The organism is Mucilaginibacter sp. RCC_168, from assembly GCF_041355315.1.
In the GTDB taxonomy this organism is placed as follows: domain Bacteria; phylum Bacteroidota; class Bacteroidia; order Sphingobacteriales; family Sphingobacteriaceae; genus Mucilaginibacter.
This window is the reverse complement of sequence record NZ_JBFUPN010000005.1, coordinates 156185-176467: the sequence shown is the minus strand read 5'-3', so window position 1 is coordinate 176467 and position 20283 is coordinate 156185. Positions and strand designations below refer to the sequence as shown.

The 20283-nt window shown below is 44.1% G+C and carries 18 protein-coding genes; all 18 read left to right on the top strand.

Features of this window, described 5'->3' with window-relative positions:
- The first annotated feature begins 25 nt into the window (after positions 1 to 25).
- Complete coding sequence (locus tag AB6735_RS06085; RefSeq protein WP_370994967.1) at positions 26 to 1024, top strand: hypothetical protein; 999 nt, start codon at positions 26 to 28, stop codon at positions 1022 to 1024.
- Positions 1025 to 1162: 138 nt separating this feature from the next.
- Positions 1163 to 1654 carry a cytochrome P460 family protein gene (locus AB6735_RS06080; protein WP_370994966.1) on the top strand — a complete coding sequence of 164 codons (492 nt, stop codon included), beginning with the start codon at positions 1163 to 1165 and terminating at the stop codon, positions 1652 to 1654.
- A gap of 311 nt (positions 1655 to 1965) precedes the next feature.
- Positions 1966 to 2772 (top strand): lysostaphin resistance A-like protein, encoded by an 807-nt coding sequence (locus tag AB6735_RS06075; protein ID WP_370994965.1) that lies wholly within the window; start codon positions 1966 to 1968, stop codon positions 2770 to 2772.
- A 606-nt stretch (positions 2773 to 3378) separates the two neighbouring features.
- Complete coding sequence (locus tag AB6735_RS06070) at positions 3379 to 4131, top strand: ROK family protein (RefSeq protein WP_370994964.1); 753 nt, start codon at positions 3379 to 3381, stop codon at positions 4129 to 4131.
- A 22-nt stretch (positions 4132 to 4153) separates the two neighbouring features.
- On the top strand, positions 4154 to 6157 hold the full coding sequence (gene tkt / locus AB6735_RS06065) for a transketolase (protein ID WP_370994963.1): 2004 nt from the start codon (positions 4154 to 4156) through the stop codon (positions 6155 to 6157).
- 103 nt (positions 6158 to 6260) lie between these two features.
- Positions 6261 to 6968 carry a ribose 5-phosphate isomerase A gene (rpiA, locus tag AB6735_RS06060; protein ID WP_370994962.1) on the top strand — a complete coding sequence of 236 codons (708 nt, stop codon included), beginning with the start codon at positions 6261 to 6263 and terminating at the stop codon, positions 6966 to 6968.
- A gap of 307 nt (positions 6969 to 7275) precedes the next feature.
- On the top strand, positions 7276 to 8373 hold the full coding sequence (gene tal / locus AB6735_RS06055) for a transaldolase (RefSeq protein ID WP_370994961.1): 1098 nt from the start codon (positions 7276 to 7278) through the stop codon (positions 8371 to 8373).
- 7 nt (positions 8374 to 8380) lie between these two features.
- Positions 8381 to 9007 (top strand): HAD family hydrolase, encoded by a 627-nt coding sequence (locus AB6735_RS06050; RefSeq protein WP_370994960.1) that lies wholly within the window; start codon positions 8381 to 8383, stop codon positions 9005 to 9007.
- 151 nt (positions 9008 to 9158) lie between these two features.
- Positions 9159 to 10580 (top strand): NADP-dependent phosphogluconate dehydrogenase, encoded by a 1422-nt coding sequence (gndA, locus tag AB6735_RS06045; RefSeq protein ID WP_370994959.1) that lies wholly within the window; start codon positions 9159 to 9161, stop codon positions 10578 to 10580.
- A gap of 142 nt (positions 10581 to 10722) precedes the next feature.
- On the top strand, positions 10723 to 10989 hold the full coding sequence (locus AB6735_RS06040) for a four helix bundle protein (protein WP_370994958.1): 267 nt from the start codon (positions 10723 to 10725) through the stop codon (positions 10987 to 10989).
- Between the two features lie 137 nt (positions 10990 to 11126).
- Positions 11127 to 12644 carry a glucose-6-phosphate dehydrogenase gene (zwf, locus tag AB6735_RS06035; protein WP_370994957.1) on the top strand — a complete coding sequence of 506 codons (1518 nt, stop codon included), beginning with the start codon at positions 11127 to 11129 and terminating at the stop codon, positions 12642 to 12644.
- 259 nt (positions 12645 to 12903) lie between these two features.
- Positions 12904 to 13635, top strand: a complete 732-nt coding sequence (pgl, locus tag AB6735_RS06030; RefSeq protein ID WP_370994956.1) for a 6-phosphogluconolactonase — start codon at positions 12904 to 12906, stop codon at positions 13633 to 13635.
- Between the two features lie 488 nt (positions 13636 to 14123).
- Positions 14124 to 15023, top strand: a complete 900-nt coding sequence (locus AB6735_RS06025; RefSeq protein WP_370994955.1) for a helix-turn-helix domain-containing protein — start codon at positions 14124 to 14126, stop codon at positions 15021 to 15023.
- A 433-nt stretch (positions 15024 to 15456) separates the two neighbouring features.
- Complete coding sequence (locus tag AB6735_RS06020) at positions 15457 to 16317, top strand: SDR family NAD(P)-dependent oxidoreductase (RefSeq protein WP_370994954.1); 861 nt, start codon at positions 15457 to 15459, stop codon at positions 16315 to 16317.
- A gap of 51 nt (positions 16318 to 16368) precedes the next feature.
- The gene (locus AB6735_RS06015; RefSeq protein WP_370994953.1) at positions 16369 to 17211 is read left to right on the top strand and encodes an oxidoreductase; all 843 of its coding nucleotides are present in this window, start codon (positions 16369 to 16371) and stop codon (positions 17209 to 17211) included.
- 2 nt (positions 17212 to 17213) lie between these two features.
- Positions 17214 to 17456: an Atu4866 domain-containing protein gene (locus AB6735_RS06010; protein WP_370994952.1), complete on the top strand. Its 243-nt coding sequence runs from the start codon at positions 17214 to 17216 to the stop codon at positions 17454 to 17456.
- Between the two features lie 96 nt (positions 17457 to 17552).
- Positions 17553 to 18470, top strand: coding sequence for a metallophosphoesterase (locus AB6735_RS06005; protein WP_370994951.1), 918 nt, complete (start codon positions 17553 to 17555; stop codon positions 18468 to 18470).
- A gap of 133 nt (positions 18471 to 18603) precedes the next feature.
- Positions 18604 to 20226 (top strand): NADP-dependent glyceraldehyde-3-phosphate dehydrogenase, encoded by a 1623-nt coding sequence (locus AB6735_RS06000; protein WP_370994950.1) that lies wholly within the window; start codon positions 18604 to 18606, stop codon positions 20224 to 20226.
- The last annotated feature ends 57 nt before the right edge of the window (positions 20227 to 20283 follow it).

Here is a 20283-nt window from a genome sequence, read left to right as displayed (position 1 = left end):
TTAAGATGATACAAAACTTAAACCGATGATGTCTCCTAAATCACTTACTAAAACACGATGGATCATAGATGCAAATCGTGTAGTTGTATATCCCCATCGAGTATCTTACATACTCGCGGCAGTTGTAGCCCTTGTTTTTGCGGGAATTATGGTGCTTTATATAATAAACGTACACGGCGACACAGCTGTTTCCATTCCCTTTTTTATTTTCCTTGTCATAATACCCGTGTTATTTTTCGCTTTCGGAAATACCTATGTGGAGTTTGATGGTTCCAGGGGTACTATGCAAAAAAAACTCTTTGGATTTATCCCCGTTAAAACCATGCCCATGAGCGCGCTTTTTGGCATTAATGTAGTTACTACAACAGGGGGCTATAATTACAGGCTGTTTTCAAAAAAAAACAGGTATGGTAAAGGTATCCTCGTTTCATCGGGTTACACTAAAAAAACCGATACCAATGCGCAGGCTTTTGCAGAGCAGGTAATACCGGTTGTACACGGCTATCTGGATCAGTATGGTTCTGTAGTTGATAGCGCGCCGCAACCTATTACCTCCTATAAATATTATACCCATACAGGTGGCTCCTTCACCATAAAAAAAAGAAAAACAGGGCTCATTATTTTTGGCATCTTATTTTTGGCTTTTGGTATTCATGAATTGGTCAATCCCTGGATGAAAGATGCAAGCATCCTGCAAAAAGTACTGGTTACTGTGGTTTGTGCGGGCATAGGCCTGGGATTTATGCACGCCGCTTTTTCCTCCATAGTTTTTGATACAGGAGCCGGGGTTATTAAAAGAACAGGCCCTTTAGGGTGGGGTAACAAAACGATCTCATTTAATGATTTTGCCGGTTTCCAAACCATACGTAAAAGTACCAATTCGGTGTATACAGGTACAGAAATACATCTGTATTATCGCATACCTGATACTCAGCAACAGGCGAGCATGATGTTGCAAGTGCTAAAATCAAGCGAGCAGATAGAGCGCTTTTTGGAAGAGACAAAGAGCATCATGAATATTTGACGATGGTTAAGGTCTCCCGATGCCGTAAGCGCTTGTGGTTATCCTAATTCGCTATAATGCTTTTTAAAGGTGATATTGGCATAATGTGTTTATTATCAAATATTTGTAGATTTGATAGAGCCAATTAAACCCAAACCTATGAAAAAAGTACTTATAGTAAGCTTGCTAAGCTTAGTAGTCATTATGATGTATTCATTTACCCGGGCCGAAAAGAAAAGCCCGGAGGGTATCCTGATCCCGGAAGGTTATCGTAATTGGACGCATGTGAAAACGGCGGTCAATAATCCCGCTTTCGCGTCACATTCTGGGTTTCATCATATCTACGCCAATTCAAAAGCGCTGGATGGTTATAAAACAGGCCGGTTTGCCGATGGAGCTATCATTGTATTTGACGTACTGGAATCCATCCCTCAAAAAAATGGGGATATTTACGAAGGCAAAAGAAAGCTGATAGACATCATGGTTAAAAACAGCTCGCGGTTTAGCGAAACAGGCGGCTGGGGATACGAAGAGTTTACGTACAGCGATAGTGTAACCACAAAGGCCCTGTATCCCACAAAAGAACAATGCTTTAACTGCCATAACACCCGAAAAGCAAGTAGCTTTATTTTCAGCAGTTATCGGAGTTAAGAGGTCAAGGCCTGTCAGTCTGAGCTTGTCGAAGACTCGTGCGTAGAGGCCTGCCCACTATGGTTCGACAAGGTATAGAAGTCACAAGTCAGCCTTTGGCCACAAAGTCGCTATACATGACTTGCGCCAAAAAAGGGTACTGAGATTAGCAATAACCAATTTGCCACAAGCAGGACGCTGCTGTTAACAGCGGAATTGTGACATCACCATTATTTCCTAATTAGCGTACTTATTTATATTTGAGGATGGAATTAAGTCAAACTAAACCACAAATCAGGAAGTCGATTTTTATATATCTCCTACTAACTTTATTGCTCAGTGCTATTGTTTGGATATTGACCCTGCACCAGGGTACAGGCCGGATCGGCGGGCGTATATATGGATACGGTATTATGTGGTGCCCTGCCCTGGCAACTTACCTAACGTGTAAAATACTCAAACTCGACTTTACAAGATTGGCGTGGCAATGGGGAAAACCAAAATATCAGGTATGGGCTTATTTTGTGCCGCTAATCTATGCGGCAATCAGCTATGGCATTATCTGGATGATGGGATGGGGCGGATTCTATAATAAACAGTTCATCAAAGAAGCCGCGCAGTCACTGGGGTGGAGTGATCTTTCCGTCAGTGTTTTTATTCCGTTGTTTTTCGTGGTTAACGGTGTCGTGGGCTTTTTTGCAAGCATGTCTACGGCACTTGGCGAAGAGATAGGATGGCGGGGCTTTCTGGTGCCTCAACTCAGTAAAATTAGCGGCTTCACTTCTACCTCTTTGATCAGTGGATTTATCTGGGCTGTATGGCATTATCCTTTAATTATATGGGGAAGCTATAACGGCGGCACACCCTTCTGGTACAGCTTAACTTGCTTTACGGTAGCGGTAGTAAGTATGAGTTTTATTTGCGCCTGGTTTAGACTAAAGTCAAATAGTTTGTGGACCGGAGTCATGCTGCATGCCAGCCATAATCTTTTTATTCAAAGTTTTTTTACCCCGATAACAGTTGCTAACGCGCAAACCAAGTATTTTGCCGACGAATTTGGGGCGGTTATAGCCGCTGTATCTGCTTGCTTCGCAATTTACTTTTGGACCAGGCGAAAGGAAGTAAGCGTAACAGGGTAAAAAAGCAGTTTCCGCACGGCTGCATATTATCGCAAGATAGGAAGGAAAAAATTTCATCCAGAGCACAGCGAAGGATCTTCTTCGGATGATAAGCCGGAGATATATACATGGTGAAGAAGATCCTTCAAGCGTTCAGGATGACAAGGGTAGGTTGCTTCTATTCAATCTTTGCGCTTGTTGCAAACGAGAGCAAGGTAAACAACATCATACGCTTGATGCGCCTTTACAATTGAAGATATATGGCTTCCTGGTCAAAAAAACCCATGATTTGTGTGTTTAATGTCAGGAAAAACGATAAAATCGTTTGATAAATTGCTAAAAAAAGCTAATCAAAGTCATCTTTTATTGAAAAACTCTTAATGGAAGCGGGTTTTATGTCGTTTTTGCAATTTTTGAGTAAAAATACTTTGATTTTCTGTTTGAAAAGTAAAAAGCAACGCTAACTTTACCCTTGTAATGTTGATTGCTTATTGTATTACTTACACTTGCGTTAATTGCATATTTAACAATCAGATATTATTAAAAATGTGATATTTACGTGCCCGGGGGAAACCAGGTGGTCAAATTGATTGTCAGGTGCACCTAAAATCCGGTTAAATCTATATAATGAAAAACAATATGCCAACCAAGCTAAAAGTCCTCTCAATCGATATCGGTGGATCACATATCAAAGCCACCATCCTGAACGAAAAGGGTGAGCTTAAAATGGATTACGATAAAATTGTAACCCCTGCGCCCGCCAGCCCCGAAAATGTAATAAAGGCCATCAAAACCCTGGTAAAGGATTTTCCGGCTTATGATTATATATCGGTAGGTTTTCCGGGATATGTAAAAAATGGTGTCATCAAAACGGCGCCTAACCTGAATACTAAATTATGGGCTGATTTTGACCTGAGAAAAAAACTAAGCGAGGCTTTAGGTAAACCAACCAGGGTAGTAAATGATGCTGATATGCAGGGCCTGGGTGTGGTTGATGGCAAGGGGCTGGAAATGGTGATAACCCTGGGTACCGGTTTTGGCACCGCTTTGCTGATGGATGGCCATTTATTGCCCCACCTGGAATTGTCGCAATTGCCTGTTAAAACCGATAGAAATTATGATGAATACATCGGCGAAAAAGCGCTGGAAAAACATGGCAAGGAAAGATGGAACAAGCGGATGGAAAAAGTTTTTGAGATTTTAAAAACCGTATTCAATTACGATACTTTATATATTGGCGGCGGCAATTCAGACAAGCTTACTTTTAAGCTGGATAAGAACATGAGGATAGTGACCAATGCCGACGGTATAAAAGGCGGCTCCAGACTGTGGCTGTCTGACGCGGAGAGTAAAATTACAAAAGCAACACCAACTAAATAAAATCATACACACCGAATTAACAATGGAAAATTCTAAGGACATTGAAAAATTGGCGATAGATACCGTACGGGTATTATCGGCCGATGCAGTACAAAAAGCAAACTCTGGTCACCCCGGCACCGCGATGGCGCTTGCACCGATGGGTCACGTTTTATGGTCAAAATTTTTAAACTATAACCCTAAAAATCCTGATTGGGCAAACCGCGACAGGTTTATCCTTTCGGCAGGTCATGCCTGTATATTACAGTACAGCTTTTTGTATTTAACGGGGTATGATTTGAGTTTAGATGATATCAAACAATTCCGCCAGCTCAACAGCAAAACCGCCGGTCACCCGGAATATGGTTTGGCTCCTGGTGTTGATGTTACTACCGGTCCGCTTGGGCAAGGCTTTGCCAATGGCGTAGGTTTTGCCATTGCGCAAAAACATTTGGCAGCACGTTACAACAAACCAGGTTTCGACCTTTTTAGCTATAATATTTATGCGATCACCAGCGATGGCGACATGATGGAAGGTGTAACATCAGAAGCAGCATCACTGGCAGGCCATTTGCAGTTAGGTAACCTGATCTATCTGTATGATGATAACCACATTTCTATTGAAGGCAGTACCGACATTGCCTTTAACGAAGATGTAAGCGCCCGTTTCCGTGCATATGGCTGGCAGGTGCAGGAAGTAAATGATGTAAATGATACCCATGCTTTAGAGCTGGCGCTGATCAACGCTAAATCAGAAACACAAAAACCATCATTGATCCGCGTTCGTTCATTAATCGCTTACGGCAGCCCAAATAAATCAGGTACTGCCGGTTCACACGGTTCGCCGCTGGGTGCCGATGAAATTAAGCTGGTTAAACAATTCTTTGGTTTCGATCCTGAAAAATCATTCAACGTGCCAGATGAAGTAATCAAATACTACCACGAAAAAGGTGCGAAAGGCGAAGGCAAAGAAGAAAAATGGAACAAATTATTTGCTGATTATAAAGCCAAATATCCAGAACTGGCTGCCGAGTACGAAGCCGCGTTTAAAGGCGAACTGCCAGCTGGCTGGGCAGATAAATTGCCGGTATTTAAAGGCTCAGACCCTAAAATGGCAACCCGCCAGGCATCTGGTAAGGTGCTGAACGCTATAGCTCCAAGCCTGCCCAACCTGATCGGCGGCGCGGCTGACTTAGCTCCATCAACAGAAACCAACCTGAAAGAATATACTTCATTCACTTCCGAAGACAGGCATGGCCGTAACTTCCACTTTGGTATCCGCGAGCATGCCATGGGTTCGGCGTTAAATGGTATGTCGTTAACAAAAGGCTTGCTGCCGTTTGGCGCTACCTTCCTGCAATTTGCTGATTACATGCGCCCGCCGATCCGTTTGGCAGCCATTATGAAGATCAGCCCGATATTTGTTTATACGCATGATAGTATCGGTTTGGGCGAGGACGGTACAACTCACCAGCCTATAGAGCACTTATCAACGTTGCGCGCAATCCCTAACGTAACCGTTATCCGTCCGGCTGATGCCAATGAAACCAGCCATGCATGGCGCGTAGCTATCGAGAAAAAAGGCGGCCCAACTGTATTGATATTCACCCGCCAGGGCTTACCAATCCTTGACCAGGATAAATATGGTAAAGCAAGTGATCTGGAAAAAGGCGCCTACATTGTGTCCGAAGGCAGCAAAGGTCCGGATCTGATCCTGCTGGCTACCGGTTCTGAAGTATCCCTGATTATGCAGGCCCAGGAAAAACTGGAAGCCGAAGGTATCTCAACCCGCGTGGTAAGTATGCCATCATGGGAGCTGTTCGAGAAACAGGATGCTGCTTATAAAGAAAAAATATTACCAAAAGCAAGCCGCAAGCGTTTAGCTGTAGAAATGGCATCCCCAATGGGCTGGCATAAATACACTACAGACGAAGGTGATATGCTGGGTATGACCACCTTTGGCGAATCGGCACCAGCTGAAGACCTGTACAAACACTTTGGTTTTACAGTTGATAACGTAGTAGCCCGCGCTAAAGCGCTTTTATAAGATAGATTTGAGATGTTAGATATGAGATATGAGACTTTTTTCTTTTTGAAGAATTTGAAGTCCCGATCTCATATCTCATATCTCATATCTCACATCTAAAAAAATGGATTGGAATAGCAATTTAATCAAGAACCTGGAATGGTCGTCGGAGATCACCCACATCAGCGGTAAGCAGAAGGTGGCCGATGAAATTGCCGCGAAGGTAAAGGATGGCGATATCCTGGGCGTTGGCTCGGGTTCAACCGCGTACCTGGCCCTTGTTGCTATTGCCAAAAGGATAAGGGAAGAAAAGCTGAACGTAAAAGCCATCCCTACATCGCTGGAGCTATCCATGTTTTGCAGCAAGCTGGGCGTGCCTTTAACAAGCCTCTATGAAAGCAAACCCGACTGGCTGTTTGACGGCGCCGATGAGGTAGACCCCAACAACAGCCTGATCAAAGGGCGCGGCGGGGCTATGTTTAAGGAAAAACTGCTCATCAGCTCAAGCAAGGTAAGCTATATTATTGTTGACGATTCGAAAATGGTAACTAAATTAGGTTCGAATTTTCCCGTTCCGGTTGAAGTGTTTCCGCAAGCTTTGTTGTATGTAGAAAAAGAACTGCAGCAATTAGGCGCCAACAACATCCTGCTGCGCCCGGCAAAGGGTAAAGACGGACCTGTAATTACCGAGAACGGCAACATGATACTGGATTGCAAATTTGATGAGATTGGCAGTACAATGGAGCGGGATATCAAATCCATCACCGGCGTTATTGAAAGCGGGCTTTTTATAGGATATAACCTGCAAATTTTGATGGCATCGAATACGTAGGGGATGGATGAAAGATTTTTGGAGCAAGGAATAAGGACTCTGAAAAGAAAAAGGGTGTCATGGGTAATTATCCTGTTGTTTGTGTCCTCACAAACAACCCGCGTTTGAGCAATCTGAATAGTTGTTTGTGAGGACACAAACAACAGGGGACGAGCTAAATGATACTCAGGTTACCTATTTTACAATATAAATTAGGAACTTTACTTATCAATATAAATGCAGGCGGTTTGGGAGGTAAAACCGCCATCTGCACAAAAATACATCTACCTCATAAATTGAATTGTGAACTTTAAAACAACCAAATAAAATGGCAACTAATAATGTAAAGCAAATACATAGTTTCGGACAAAGCATCTGGCTTGATTTTATTGATCGGGAGATCATGGCATCCGGAAAGTTACAAAAACTGATAGACGAAGATGGCGTTAGAGGCGTAACCTCAAACCCGGCCATTTTTGAAAAGGCCATCACCGGTAGCTCAGATTATGATAACGATATTGCTGAATTGTCAAAAGCTACCGACGACAACGAACAGCTGTTTTTTGGTCTGGCCATAAAAGACATTCAACAGGCAACAGATCTGTTTAAAGGCATCTATACCGAATCAAATAAAGTTGATGGGTATGTGAGCCTGGAAGTTTCTCCGTTTTTAGCTTTGGATACCGAAGGTACCGCCAAACAAGCCGAAGAACTTTGGAAAAAAGTTGACCGTAACAACGTGATGATCAAAATTCCGGGTACACAGCCTGGTTTAGCTGCCATCAGGCAGTCGATCGCTAAAGGTATCAACATCAACGTAACCTTATTATTTGGTTTAGAGCGTTATGAGGCTGTTACCGAAGCTTACATTTCTGGTTTAGAGGATCATTTGGCTGCCGGTCATGAGATCGCTCATATCGCGTCAGTAGCCAGTTTCTTCCTGAGCCGTATCGACGTGATTGTTGATCCGTTATTGGAAGCTAAAGGCGAAAAAGACCTGGTTGGCGAAGTGGCTATCGCTTCTGCTAAAAAAGCATACGAAATTTACAAAAGGGTGTTCAGCACTGAAAGATGGAAAAAACTGGCTGCCAAAGGCGCTCAGCCGCAACGTTTGCTTTGGGCAAGTACCGGCAGTAAAAACCCGGCTTTCAAAGACACCAAATATGTAGAGGCCCTGATCGGTCCGGATACTGTGGATACCGTTCCTTTGGAAACTGTTGAGGCATTCCGTGATCATGGTATTGCTGCCAATACATTAGAAACCGGTTTAGATAAAGCCACCGAAACTTTGGCTAAATTAAAAGGTCTTGGAATTGATCTGGACGCTATCACCCAGCAGCTGGAAGATGAAGGCATCGAGAAATTCAACAAGCCATTTGAAAAATTATTGAATGCTATTGAGGAGCAAAAAAGCAAAGTAAGCTAATTGCTCCATGGAAGCTGCAAATATTAAAATCCTCTTTTTTGACGTTGGTGGCATTTTGCTCACCAACGGCTGGGGGCGCGACTCGCGTAAGCTGGCCTGCGAAAAATTCGGGCTCGATCAGGCTGAAGTGAACGAGCTGCATAATTTCATTTTCAACGTATACGAAATTGGCAGTATCACACTTGACGAGTACCTGGATACCGTAATTTTTAACCATCCGCGCGATTTTGTTCGCGAAGACTTTAAGGAGTTTATGTATGCCCAGTCGGTTGTATTGGGCGATACACTGGCCTGGCTTAAGGAATGGAAAAAAGACTGCGGTTTCCGCATCATTTCGGTAAACAACGAAGGCAAGGAACTGAACGATTACCGGGTTAAAAAGTTCAAACTGCATGAGTGCTTTGACGCTTTTGTATCATCGTGCGAAGTAAAAATGCGCAAGCCTGATCCGGGTATCTGGCAGCTGGCCATGGGTGTTGCCCAGGCTTCGCCGCAGCAATGCGTGTATTTTGACGACCGTATGATGTTTGTGAACACCGCCCAGAAACTGGGAATCCGCGCGTTTCAGCATACCGATTTCGAGACCACCAAAAAAATATTAGAAGATCTAAAAAAGGAGAATAATGTTCATTAGTTCAGTGGTTCATTAGTTCATTGGTGGGTGGTTTATTAAATGCTCATTGGAAAGGCCCAATGAACTGATGAACAAATGAACCAATAAACTAACGAATGAACCAACAAGCTAACGAATGAACCAATGAACAAATGAACAATAAACTAACAAGATGAGCACAACAGATAATAAATATGCTTTCGGTATGATAGGCCTGGGTGTTATGGGCCGCAGCTTGCTGCTGAACATGGCCGACCACGGTTTTGCAGTAGCCGGGCATGATAAAGATACCACCAAGGTAGCATCACTTAACGAAGAGGCTGGCGACCGTGCCGCTAAAGGTTTTAGTGATGTAAAAGAATTTATCCAAAGTTTAACCACACCGCGTGCCATCATGATGCTGGTACCGGCCGGTAAAATTGTGGATAGCGTTATTGAAGAGCTGACTCCGCTATTGGAGAAAGGCGATATATTGATAGACGGTGGTAACTCGCACTTTACTGATACTAACCGCCGTGTAGAAGAACTGGAAGCCATTGGTCTGCATTTCTTTGGCATGGGTGTTTCTGGTGGCGAAGAAGGTGCACGCCGCGGCCCGAGCATGATGCCGGGTGGTGATAAAGATGCCTACAACGTAATGAAGCCTATTTTTGAGGCTATTGCCGCCAAAGTTGATGGCGTACCTTGCGTAACCTATATTGGTCCGGGTGCATCTGGTCACTTTGTTAAAATGGTGCATAACGGTATCGAGTATGGTATTATGCAGCTGATAGCTGAAACCTACGAGATCCTGAAAAAAGGTTTGAAACTTCACAACGACGAGATCGGTAAAATTTTCGCCGAGTGGAACGAAGGCCGTCTGCAATCTTTCCTGCTGGATATCACCAAGGATATTTTCAAATTCAAAGCTCCGGGCACCGATCATTTATTGTTAGATGATATTAAGGACGAAGCCCGTGCCAAAGGTACCGGTAAATGGACATCGCAAGTGGCTATGGATCTGCAGGCTCCTATCCCTACGGTTGATACCGCCGTAGCTATGCGCGACCTGTCGAAATACAAACAACTGCGCGAAAAAGCTGCTGCATTGTACGCTAAAGACCCAATTGTGCTTGATGCTGATAAAGACGAGCTGATAGCAGCTTTGGAGCAGGCGTTTTACTTCACCATGATCATTAGCTACGCGCAGGGCATGCATTTATTGTCAAACGCGTCGGCAGAATATAAATATGATCTGCACCTGGGCGAAATTGCCAAGATTTGGCGAGGCGGCTGTATCATCCGTTCAAAATTCCTGAACGATATTTTCAAAGCTTATGAAAAAGATGCCAAACTGGAACACCTGCTGTTGGATTCAAACGTACAATCCATAGTGGAAAGCGTGGTGCCGGGCATCAGAAAAGTATTATCAAAAACTATTGCTGCCGGAGTAGCTGCACCAGCCTACGCCGCGTCATTAAGTTACTTTGATGCTTTCCGCAGTGCAAGGATGCCATCAAACCTGATCCAGGCTCAGCGCGACTATTTTGGCGCGCACACCTATGAGCTGATCGGCAAAGAAGGCACCTTCCATACACAATGGGCAGCTGAATAGTTAGTATCAAGTAATTAGTATCAAGTATCAAGACTCTTAAAATGGCATTTATAGTTCATAAAAATCTTGATACTTGATACTAATTACTTGATATCAAATACTAATAAATAAAGAGAGTTAATATCAAGTATCAAGACAGGAAATGCATAATTTCAAAGAACTGAAAGTATGGAAAGCTGGGATCGAAATATCGAAAATAGTATTTCAACTATGCAAAACCTTACCTTCCGAAGAAAAATATGGATTGATTTCTCAAATGATACGCTCGGCTATTTCAATACCTTCTAATATTGCCGAAGGTTGCGGAAGAAGGTCGGATAAAGAGCTATACCACTTTTTAAGTATAGCATTAGGATCTTCCTTTGAGTTAGAGACACAATTGATTATTGCTAAAGATTTAACTATATAAGCCAGGAAAAGCTGGAAGAAACCAGTACGATAATTACAGATATACAGAAAATGGTATATGGCTTGCAAAAAAGCCTCGCCACCTGAAAAAAGTCGTGATACTTGATACTAACTACTTGATACTAAGAAAAAACAACAATGAGCACACAAACTAAATCAGATCCTACTATATTCATCATTTTTGGTGGCACAGGGGATTTAAATTCACGGAAAATTGCGCCGGCCCTTTATAATCTGTTTTTAGATGGATGGCTGCCAAAACAATATTCCATTATAGGTACCGGTCGTACCAAACTTACCGACGAGCAATTCCGCGAGAATTTGCATAACGATATCAACCAGTTTTCGCGCAGCGGTAAGGTAGATGAAAAAAAATGGGCCGAGTTTCAGGCAAATATCTATTACCAGGTATCGGATGCCAATGATTTTGAAACTTACAAAGAGTTTGGCAAACGTATCGAAAAACATAACGCCGACTGGAAAGCTAAAGCCAATGTGCTGTTTTACCTGGCTGTGGCGCCAAATTTCTTCCCGATCATCGCCTCGAACATATCAAAAGCCAAACTGGCCGACGATAAAAAACGCGTAAGGATCATTATCGAGAAACCGTTTGGTCACGATCTGGAAACTGCCAAAGAACTGAACAAGCTATTGTCTGGCATCTTTGACGAATCACAGATTTATCGTATCGACCATTACCTGGGTAAAGAAACCGTTCAAAATATTATGGCTTTCCGCTTTGCCAACTCCATTATGGAGCCACTGTGGAACCGTAACTATATTGAACACGTACAGATCTCGGTTACCGAGCAATTGGGCGTGGAAGAACGCGGTGACTATTATGACGGATCGGGCGCTATGCGCGATATGATCCAGAATCACCTGCTGCAATTGCTTTGCCACGTAGCCATGGAACCGCCTGTAAGCTTTAATGCCGATGAAGTGCGCGACCGCAAGGTTGACGTATTAAAGGCCATGCGCAAGTTTGGTCCGGAAGATGTACGTAACTCGGCCGTTAGGGGCCAGTATGGCAGCGGCTGGATGAAAGGGAAGGAAGTTCCCGGCTATCGCGAAGAACCCAAAGTTAATCCGGAATCAAACACCGAAACTTTTGCCGCTATCAAGTTTTTTATTGATAACTGGCGCTGGCAGGGTGTTCCGTTTTACCTGCGTACAGGTAAACGCATGCACCAATCATCATCGGTTATTACCATCCAGTTTAAGGATGTGCCGCACCTGATATTTCCTACCGAAGCCGCCGAAAGCTGGCAGCAAAACAGGCTCATCATCAGCATACAGCCCGAAATGAGCATCCGTTTGCAGGTACAGGCCAAACGCCCGGGTATTGATATGGTGCTAAACGCTGTGGATATGGTGTTTGACTATAAAGGTACTTATACCAATCAGGCGCCAGAAGCTTACGAAACACTGATACTGGATACCATGCTGGGCGATCAGACCCTGTTTATGCGTGGCGACCAGGTAGAAGCTGCATGGGAACTGGTAATGCCGATCCTGAGCACATGGCAAAATAAAAAGAGCCTGAATTTCCCTAACTATTCTGCCGATTCATGGGGACCGGAAGCCGCCGAAGCACTAATTGCCCGCGACGGATTTACCTGGTTCACCCTGCCGGTAAATGGGAAAAAAAGTTAATAATGAGAGTGGTGAGTTGTGAGTGGTCAGTTTTGAGTTCTATCAAAAGAAAGCATACAGAACAACCACTCACAACTCTCTACTCACAACTGCGCTGTCCGAAGTCTCTGACTTCGGACGACTATGCTCGTAGTCTTCAGACTACATGATAATAATATAAAATGATTTATGCCTGTAGTTGCAAACTACAGGCATAATCGTTCGAAGTCGGGAGACTTCGAACAGCACAGCTTAGAACTTGGGATATAAAAGATAAAATATGAAACTGAATATTTCTAATACTGCGGACGAAGTACTAACCGCCCTGGCAGATTATTTTGTTAAAATAGGTAACGAATCCATCAATGCGAGGGGTAAGTTCACCGTGGCATTATCAGGCGGCAGTTCACCCAAAAAGCTGTATGAGCTGCTGGCATCTACCTCCTATGCCGACCAACTGGATTGGGAAAAAGTATTTTTCTTTTTTGGCGATGAGCGTAACGTACCACAGGATCATAAGGACAGCAATTACCTGATGGCTAAAAAGGCCCTGTTTGAGCCTTTGCTGATCAGTCCAGCCAATATATTTGCTGTTGATACCACGTTTGAACCGGCAGAGGCAGCGGCCAAATATTGGACTCTGATCAGTACCTTTTTTGACGAGGATGAGCCAAGCTTCGACCTGGTATTATTAGGCTTGGGCGATAACTCACACACGGCTTCCTTATTTCCGCATACACCGGTATTGCATGATACCAAACCGGGTGTAAAAGAAGTTTGGCTGGAAGATCAGCAGGTATGGCGCATTACGCTGAACGCACCATTGATCAACGAGGCCCGCTATATCGCGTTCCTGGTTTATGGCGAAGGTAAAGCCACTGCCGTACACCATGTACTGGAAGATGCTGAGGATATTGAAGAATACCCTGCCCAACTCATCGATTCCATCGCCGGCGAAACCCTCTGGTTTTTAGATGAAGCCGCAGCTGCTGATCTGGAAGAACGGGAATAATTGCAGTCTGAAATCAATCAAAGAATAATGTAGAGACGCATCACATGCGTCTCTTTTTTTGTGCTATAGCAAAATAAACTTGTCATCCTGAACGCAGTGAAGGATCTTCTTCGCTATGAATACCGCCGGCTTCCCTCCTGAAGAAGATCCTTCGTTCCTCAGGATGACATTCTTATCTACTTGCACAGAGCAGGGCCCATGCGATTCCTCGGGAAGGGGAGGAAGGGGTTTCGCAAACGAGTAATCTCACGACATATCAAACAGTCGGTTTGTGATTTCTAAAATATCCTGACCCTGATCCAAACTCATCAAAACCTCACTAAAACTGTGTTAAAATTTGTTAAAAAGTGTTAAACGGGTAGTTTCTGAACAAATTCTGGCGATAAAACAGGCCAAAAATCGGTAGAATTTGTTAAAATATAAGGTCAAAATGACCTTGAGTAGACAATGCTGATTTGTGCCTGTGTTTGAATTTTGTAACTTTGGGTATGGCAACAGAAACACTCGAAGATTTTTACCGAAATAAATTTGACTGGCTGCCCAATAACCTGCAGCAAAACATAGGTCACTTTAACGTTTTCAGGATAGAGGACTGTATTGGCCCCAACGCTAAACCAGTTACTTATAGCCGCAGAAGCTTTTATAAGATCAGTTTGATGCGTGGTGAAAACATTATTCACTATGCCGATAAAAGCATTACGCTGTCGGGCACTTCGCTGATGTTTTTTAGTCCGCATGTGCCTTATACCTTTGAGCATATGTCTGATGACCGTACGGGTTTCTTCTGCATCTTTACGGAGGCTTTCTTTACCGAACGTTTTCGGGGCGGTTTAAGCGAACTGCCCATGTTTGCCCTGGGCGCTAAGCCGGTATATGCCCTGAATGATGATCAGGACCGCTATGTGACCGGATTGTTCACCAAAATGATGGATGAGATAAGCTCGGATTATGATTTTAAATACGACCTGATCCGCAATTACGTGACCGAAATGGCCTATTACGCGCTCAAAACGCAGCCATCAGAAAACGTATATAAACACGCCGATGCCAAAAGCCGCATAACCTCGGTATTTACTGAACTGTTGGAACGTCAGTTTCCGATAGAGAACCCGGCACAGCGGTTTTCCCTGCGTTCGGCCAATGATTTTGCCCAACAGCTCTCGGTACACGTAAACCACCTTAATCGTGCAATCCGCGAAACCACCGGCAGAACCACTACCGATCATATTGCCGATCGTTTGCTCAGCGAAGCCAAATCCCTTCTCAAGCACACCGACTGGAACATCTCAGAAATAGGCTATTGCCTGGGTTTTGAAGAGCCAACGCACTTTAATAACTTTTTTAAGAAACAAACCCAGCTCACGCCATCGTCATTTAGGAATGTTTAATTCTAAACACAGTAGATTAGCTGATGTGGTCACGCCCCTTGGTCTCCACGCGTCATTGCGAGGAGGAACGACGTGGCAATCCCCTACTTACAGAGCGGCCCCGCTAATTGGGGATTGCCACGCTGCGCTCGCAATGACGTGCGTAAATATTTTTCTTAACCCTCTTTGCTGCGAAACAACAGAGAGGGTCGCCCAGCGAAGCGCAGGTGGGGTGAGTCGTTTGCGATATGTGGTTTTGAATTGCAACCTTGCATTTGTTTTCCTAACCGCAATTCATTATATTTGTTATAACCCGCTATATAATTCTCCCCAAAGCAAAAGTAAAACACCCAGTAAAATTCAAATTGTTTGAATTTCGTAACCATTGGTTTGATTCGCGTAATGCACAGGCTTGCCTGCCACCCTACCTTTGTTCTATCAATTAGAACAAAAAATGGACAACAACAAAAAAGTATGGTTTATTACTGGCGCCTCCAAAGGATTTGGGCTCAGTTTAGTGAAACAATTACTGGATGCTGGTCAGCTTGTTGCCGCCACCTCCAGAAATCAAGAGGAGTTAATAAAAGCAGTTAACACTCCAAACAATAATAACTTTTTACCGCTACAGGTTAATCTGGTGAACGAAGCCAGTGTATCATTGGCCCTGCAGCATACCAATGAAACTTTTGGCCGGATAGATGTAGTGATCAATAATGCCGGTTATGGTATAGGCGGCGCTATCGAGGAGCTGACCGACAAAGAAACCCGCACAGCATTTGACGTAAACGTATTTGCCACCCTCAATGTCATCAGATTTGTAATGCCTTATCTGCGCAAACAACGTTCGGGGCATATCATCAATATATCATCTATTGCGGGTATTGCCCCTGGAACTGGTTGGGCAATCTATGGAGCCGCTAAATACGCGGTGATCGGCCTGTCTGAAGTATTGGCAGCCGATGTAAAAGCCCTGGGTATTAAGGTTACGGTAGTTGCACCGGGCGCGTTCAGGACCAGTTTCCTGACACCGGATTCACTAAGCATGACCGAAAACCCGATAGCTGATTATGTAGATGTGCGTGAAACGCATGCCAAATACCTAAAGATGGATGGCGAGCAGGCCGGTGATCCGGAAAAAGCTGCTGCCTCTATCATCAAAATTGTGGGCGAGGAAAATCCTCCATTGTATTTGCTGTTAGGTGGCGATGCTTATAACCGGGCTTTAACTAAATTGGATTCACTGTATAAAGAGATCCACCAGTGGGAAGAGCTTACCTGTTCAACAGATCTTGAGCACGACTTGCAGATTAAATAAGAATCTCATCCCAACCCTGTATCTATCCATAAAACATTAAAAAAACAAAAAATGAGCAATAAAAAAGTTTGGTTTGTAACCGGCGCCTCCAAAGGCCTGGGACTTAGCCTGGTAAAAAGATTATTAAACGAAGGCTACCAGGTAGCGGCCACCTCAAGAAGCCTGAGCGACCTGACTAAGGCCGTAGGCAGCCAAAGCGAGCAGTTTTTGCCGCTGGTAATGAATATCAAAAACGAAGAAAGCGTACAAAACGCAATAGAGCTCACCATTAGCACCTTTGGTAAAATTGATGTAGTAGTGAACAACGCCGGCTATGGCTTGGTTGGTGGCCTGGAAGAATTAACAGACGCCGAATTGCGTGATAATTTTGAAGTAAATGTTTTTGGTTCCTTAAACGTAATCCGGAAGGCATTGCCTTATCTGCGTGAGCAACAATCCGGACATATCCTGAATATATCATCAATCGCAGGCTTTACCGGGAGTTTTCCCGGTTTCGGGATCTATTGCGCTACCAAATTCGCGGTGAATGGTTTTTCGGAATCGTTGGCCGAAGAAGTAAGGCCGTTTGGTATCAAGGTAACAATAGTGCAGCCAGGCTATTTTCGTACCAATTTCCTGTCGGAAGGGTCCTTGATCACTCCAAAGAACCCTATCGCTGCTTATCAAAACGTGCGCGATATTCAGGATTTTCATCAAAACAGCATGGATCAGCAGCAGGTAGGAGATCCCGAAAAGGCAGCGGAGGCTATGATCAGGATCGCCAATGCGCCGGAAGCCCCACTCAATTTATTTTTAGGTGCCGATGCTTATGAATTGGCTAATAAAAAAATAGCCGCTGTTCAAAGCGATCTGGAAAACTGGAAAGAATTAACAACCTCAACAGCAATAGCATAAATATGGAAAAGGATCAACATATAGGCGTTTGGGTAACAAGTGATGGTTACATACGCCATGAGTTATTACCAAACGGCCGTTATGTTGAGGCCCGCGGTAATAGGAAGGTAGCCTACACCGGCTTTTACAGTATCAGGGGCAGGCACATCGAATACCTGGATGATACCGGCTTTACCGCCGACGGCGATTTCGATGGCAACGTATTTTACCATGCCGGTATGGTTTTATATAAAGAATCGGCTTAAAAGCCCGGCATAGCCGGGCTTGCCATTAGACCACGGATTTGTATTTAATTTGGTATCTTCACAAAAGGGTATCCTGTTAAGATACAGTGGCATAGCATGTTCAAATGGCGTAACTTCTGCGTATATATTCTATGGCTGGGTGCTGTAACTCCAATTCGCGCCCAGGAGAAAAAGCCTGTTATAGCTTTTGTGAGCGATACCCAGGCCCCTCTGTTGATCGAGCATGTGATCCGTAAACTGCATCACAATACCAGGGCGACAGAGTTCATTTTTCAGGACATTATGAATACCCATCCTTCAAGTTTATTTATACTGGGCGATGTGGTATCATTAGGTTACCAAAACAGCAAGTGGCGAAAAATGGATGCCTATCTCCGGGCATGCAGGCAAAATCATATCCCCGTTTATGCCTTGCTTGGTAATCATGAGCTCATGCTCAACGCACGCAAAGGAGCGACTCGGTTTCAGTCGCGGTTTCCTGTGCATGACCCTGCCGGTTATGTAGAAATTGTTGATTCTGTAGCGGTGGTTTTGCTGAATTCCAATTTTAATAAAATGCCTGATTCTCTCATAAAGAAGCAGGATAATTGGTACATCTATACCATGCATCGTTTGGATGAAGACGAGGCGGTAAAATGGGTGATCGTTGGGTGCCATCATTCGCCTTATACTAACAGCAAGGTGGTGGCTCCATCAGAGTGGGTACGTCAAAAGTTTGTTCCAGCTTTTGTGAATTCAAAAAAGGGGATTCTTTTCCTGTCGGGCCATTCCCACAATTTTGAACATTTTAACCAGCAGGGTAAAGATTTCCTGGTGATTGGTGGTGGGGGCGGCCCTCATCAACCATTGTCCCGTAAGGAGATAACACCAGATATTTCGGCTAAGTATAAGCCCGTGTTTCATTATCTGGACGTAGAAAGATATCATGATTCTATAAAAGTTGTTTCGCGAGAGTTAAAAAAAGATTTTTCGGGTTTTACTGATGGATTAACTTTTTATGTGCATCACTTTTGATAAATAGATAGATTAATACACCGTTGTTGAGGTTTAAATTATGAAATTGGTAATAATGCATATCATCTCTAAAAAGGTTTGCTAATGAAAGCTGGCTTTTTTTACCTTTATGAAAATCTAACCCCAATATAATATGAGTTTTCAAGATCAGATCAGTTCGATATTTGTGGAGGAAAGCCAGATACCGGCCGAATTCCAAATATCAGAAGTGCATCAGCGCGAATACCTGTGTGATGGAGAGATGAAGCCCTGGAACGGGCCTGTGACCGAAGTGTATTCGCCTGTTTGTTTCCCCGGCCCGGATGGGTTTAAACGCAAGCTAATAGGTACTTATCCTATCTGCACCGAAACAGAAGCTAACGATGCCCTGGAGGCAGCCATTACCGCCTACGACAATGGGCGCGGCGAATGGCCTACCATGAGCATTGATGGCAGGATAAAATGCATGGAGCGTTTCATCTATAAAATGATTGAACAGCGCAGCCTGGTGGTAAAGCTCCTGATGTGGGAGATCGGTAAATCATACGGCGACTCGGCAAAGGAATTTGACCGTACCATCGAATACATCAACGCTACCATTGATGCCCTGAAGGCGCTCGACCGTAAATCATCCCGCTTTGAAATGGCCGAGGGCTTGATCGCACAGATCCGCCGTTCGCCGCTGGGTGTGGTGCTTTGTATGGGGCCGTTCAACTACCCGCTTAACGAAACTTTTACAACCCTTATCCCTGCCCTTATTATGGGCAATACCATTTTATTTAAACCGCCTAAGCATGGTACGCTGTTACATTATCCCCTGCTAAGGGCCTTCCAGGAATCGTTCCCTAAAGGTGTGGTGAATACCGTTTATGGTCGTGGTGCGGTAGTTACCCCAGGACTGATGCAAACCGGCAAAATAAATGTGCTGGCCTTTATAGGCTCCAGTAAAGTGGCTAACGATCTGAAAAAGCGTCACCCTAAAATAAACCGGTTAAGAGCGGTATTAAGTTTGGATGCCAAAAACGCGGCTATTGTTACCAAAAATGCCGACCTGCAACTGGCCGTGAGTGAATGCGTTTTAGGCGCCCTGTCATTTAACGGACAGCGTTGTACAGCCATCAAAGTAATATTTGTGCATAAAGATGTAGCCGATGAATTTTTAAAACTACTGAGCGAGGCTGTATCTAAACTAAAATTTGGCCTGCCATGGGATAAGGACGTAAAACTTACTCCAATGCCCGAGCCTAATAAGGCCGAATCGCTGACAGAAATGGTTGATGATGCTATAGCTCATGGCGCAAAAATCATCAACGAAAACGGCGGCGAAAGCGTTGCCTCATTCTATTACCCGGCTATTGTTTACCCGGTGAACGAAAAAATGAAGCTATACCGCGAAGAACAGTTTGGTCCGATTATTCCTGTAATTCCGTTTGAATCGATAGAAGAGTCGATTGAATATCAGATCGATTCGCCGCATGGTATGCAGGTGAGTATATTCAGTAACGATGCCCAGGAGATCTCATCATTGATCGATCCGTTTGTAAACCTGGTAAGCCGTGTAAACATCAATAGTCAATGTCAGCGCGGGCCCGATGTGTTTCCATTTACAGGTCGTAAGGACAGTGCCGAGGGTACACTTTCGGTATTTGACGCGCTGCGGGCATTTTCTATCCGCTCATTGGTTGCCACCAAACTGAACGAAACCAATAAACAAATTATCAACGAAATTGTGAACGGCAGCGATTCCAATTTCCTGAGCACGAAGTTTATATTGTAAGTCCCCCGGCCTCCTAAAAGGGGAGCGATATGTATTATCGTTCCCCTTTCAGGGAGT

Bases quoted from the DNA above. Each gene is read 5' to 3' on its own strand.
- AB6735_RS06010 (WP_370994952.1), top strand. From the start codon at position 17,214: ATGGAAAAGGATCAACATATAGGCGTTTGGGTAACAAGTGATGGTTAC.
- AB6735_RS06015 (WP_370994953.1), top strand. From the start codon at position 16,369: ATGAGCAATAAAAAAGTTTGGTTTGTAACCGGCGCCTCCAAAGGCCTG.
- AB6735_RS06080 (WP_370994966.1), top strand. From the start codon at position 1,163: ATGAAAAAAGTACTTATAGTAAGCTTGCTAAGCTTAGTAGTCATTATG.
- gndA (WP_370994959.1), top strand. From the start codon at position 9,159: ATGAGCACAACAGATAATAAATATGCTTTCGGTATGATAGGCCTGGGT.
- zwf (WP_370994957.1), top strand. From the start codon at position 11,127: ATGAGCACACAAACTAAATCAGATCCTACTATATTCATCATTTTTGGT.
- pgl (WP_370994956.1), top strand. From the start codon at position 12,904: ATGAAACTGAATATTTCTAATACTGCGGACGAAGTACTAACCGCCCTG.
- AB6735_RS06000 (WP_370994950.1), top strand. From the start codon at position 18,604: ATGAGTTTTCAAGATCAGATCAGTTCGATATTTGTGGAGGAAAGCCAG.
- AB6735_RS06085 (WP_370994967.1), top strand. From the start codon at position 26: ATGATGTCTCCTAAATCACTTACTAAAACACGATGGATCATAGATGCA.
- AB6735_RS06050 (WP_370994960.1), top strand. From the start codon at position 8,381: ATGGAAGCTGCAAATATTAAAATCCTCTTTTTTGACGTTGGTGGCATT.
- AB6735_RS06070 (WP_370994964.1), top strand. From the start codon at position 3,379: ATGAAAAACAATATGCCAACCAAGCTAAAAGTCCTCTCAATCGATATC.
- AB6735_RS06025 (WP_370994955.1), top strand. From the start codon at position 14,124: ATGGCAACAGAAACACTCGAAGATTTTTACCGAAATAAATTTGACTGG.
- tkt (WP_370994963.1), top strand. From the start codon at position 4,154: ATGGAAAATTCTAAGGACATTGAAAAATTGGCGATAGATACCGTACGG.
- AB6735_RS06020 (WP_370994954.1), top strand. From the start codon at position 15,457: ATGGACAACAACAAAAAAGTATGGTTTATTACTGGCGCCTCCAAAGGA.
- AB6735_RS06040 (WP_370994958.1), top strand. From the start codon at position 10,723: ATGCATAATTTCAAAGAACTGAAAGTATGGAAAGCTGGGATCGAAATA.
- AB6735_RS06005 (WP_370994951.1), top strand. From the start codon at position 17,553: ATGTTCAAATGGCGTAACTTCTGCGTATATATTCTATGGCTGGGTGCT.
- rpiA (WP_370994962.1), top strand. From the start codon at position 6,261: ATGGATTGGAATAGCAATTTAATCAAGAACCTGGAATGGTCGTCGGAG.
- tal (WP_370994961.1), top strand. From the start codon at position 7,276: ATGGCAACTAATAATGTAAAGCAAATACATAGTTTCGGACAAAGCATC.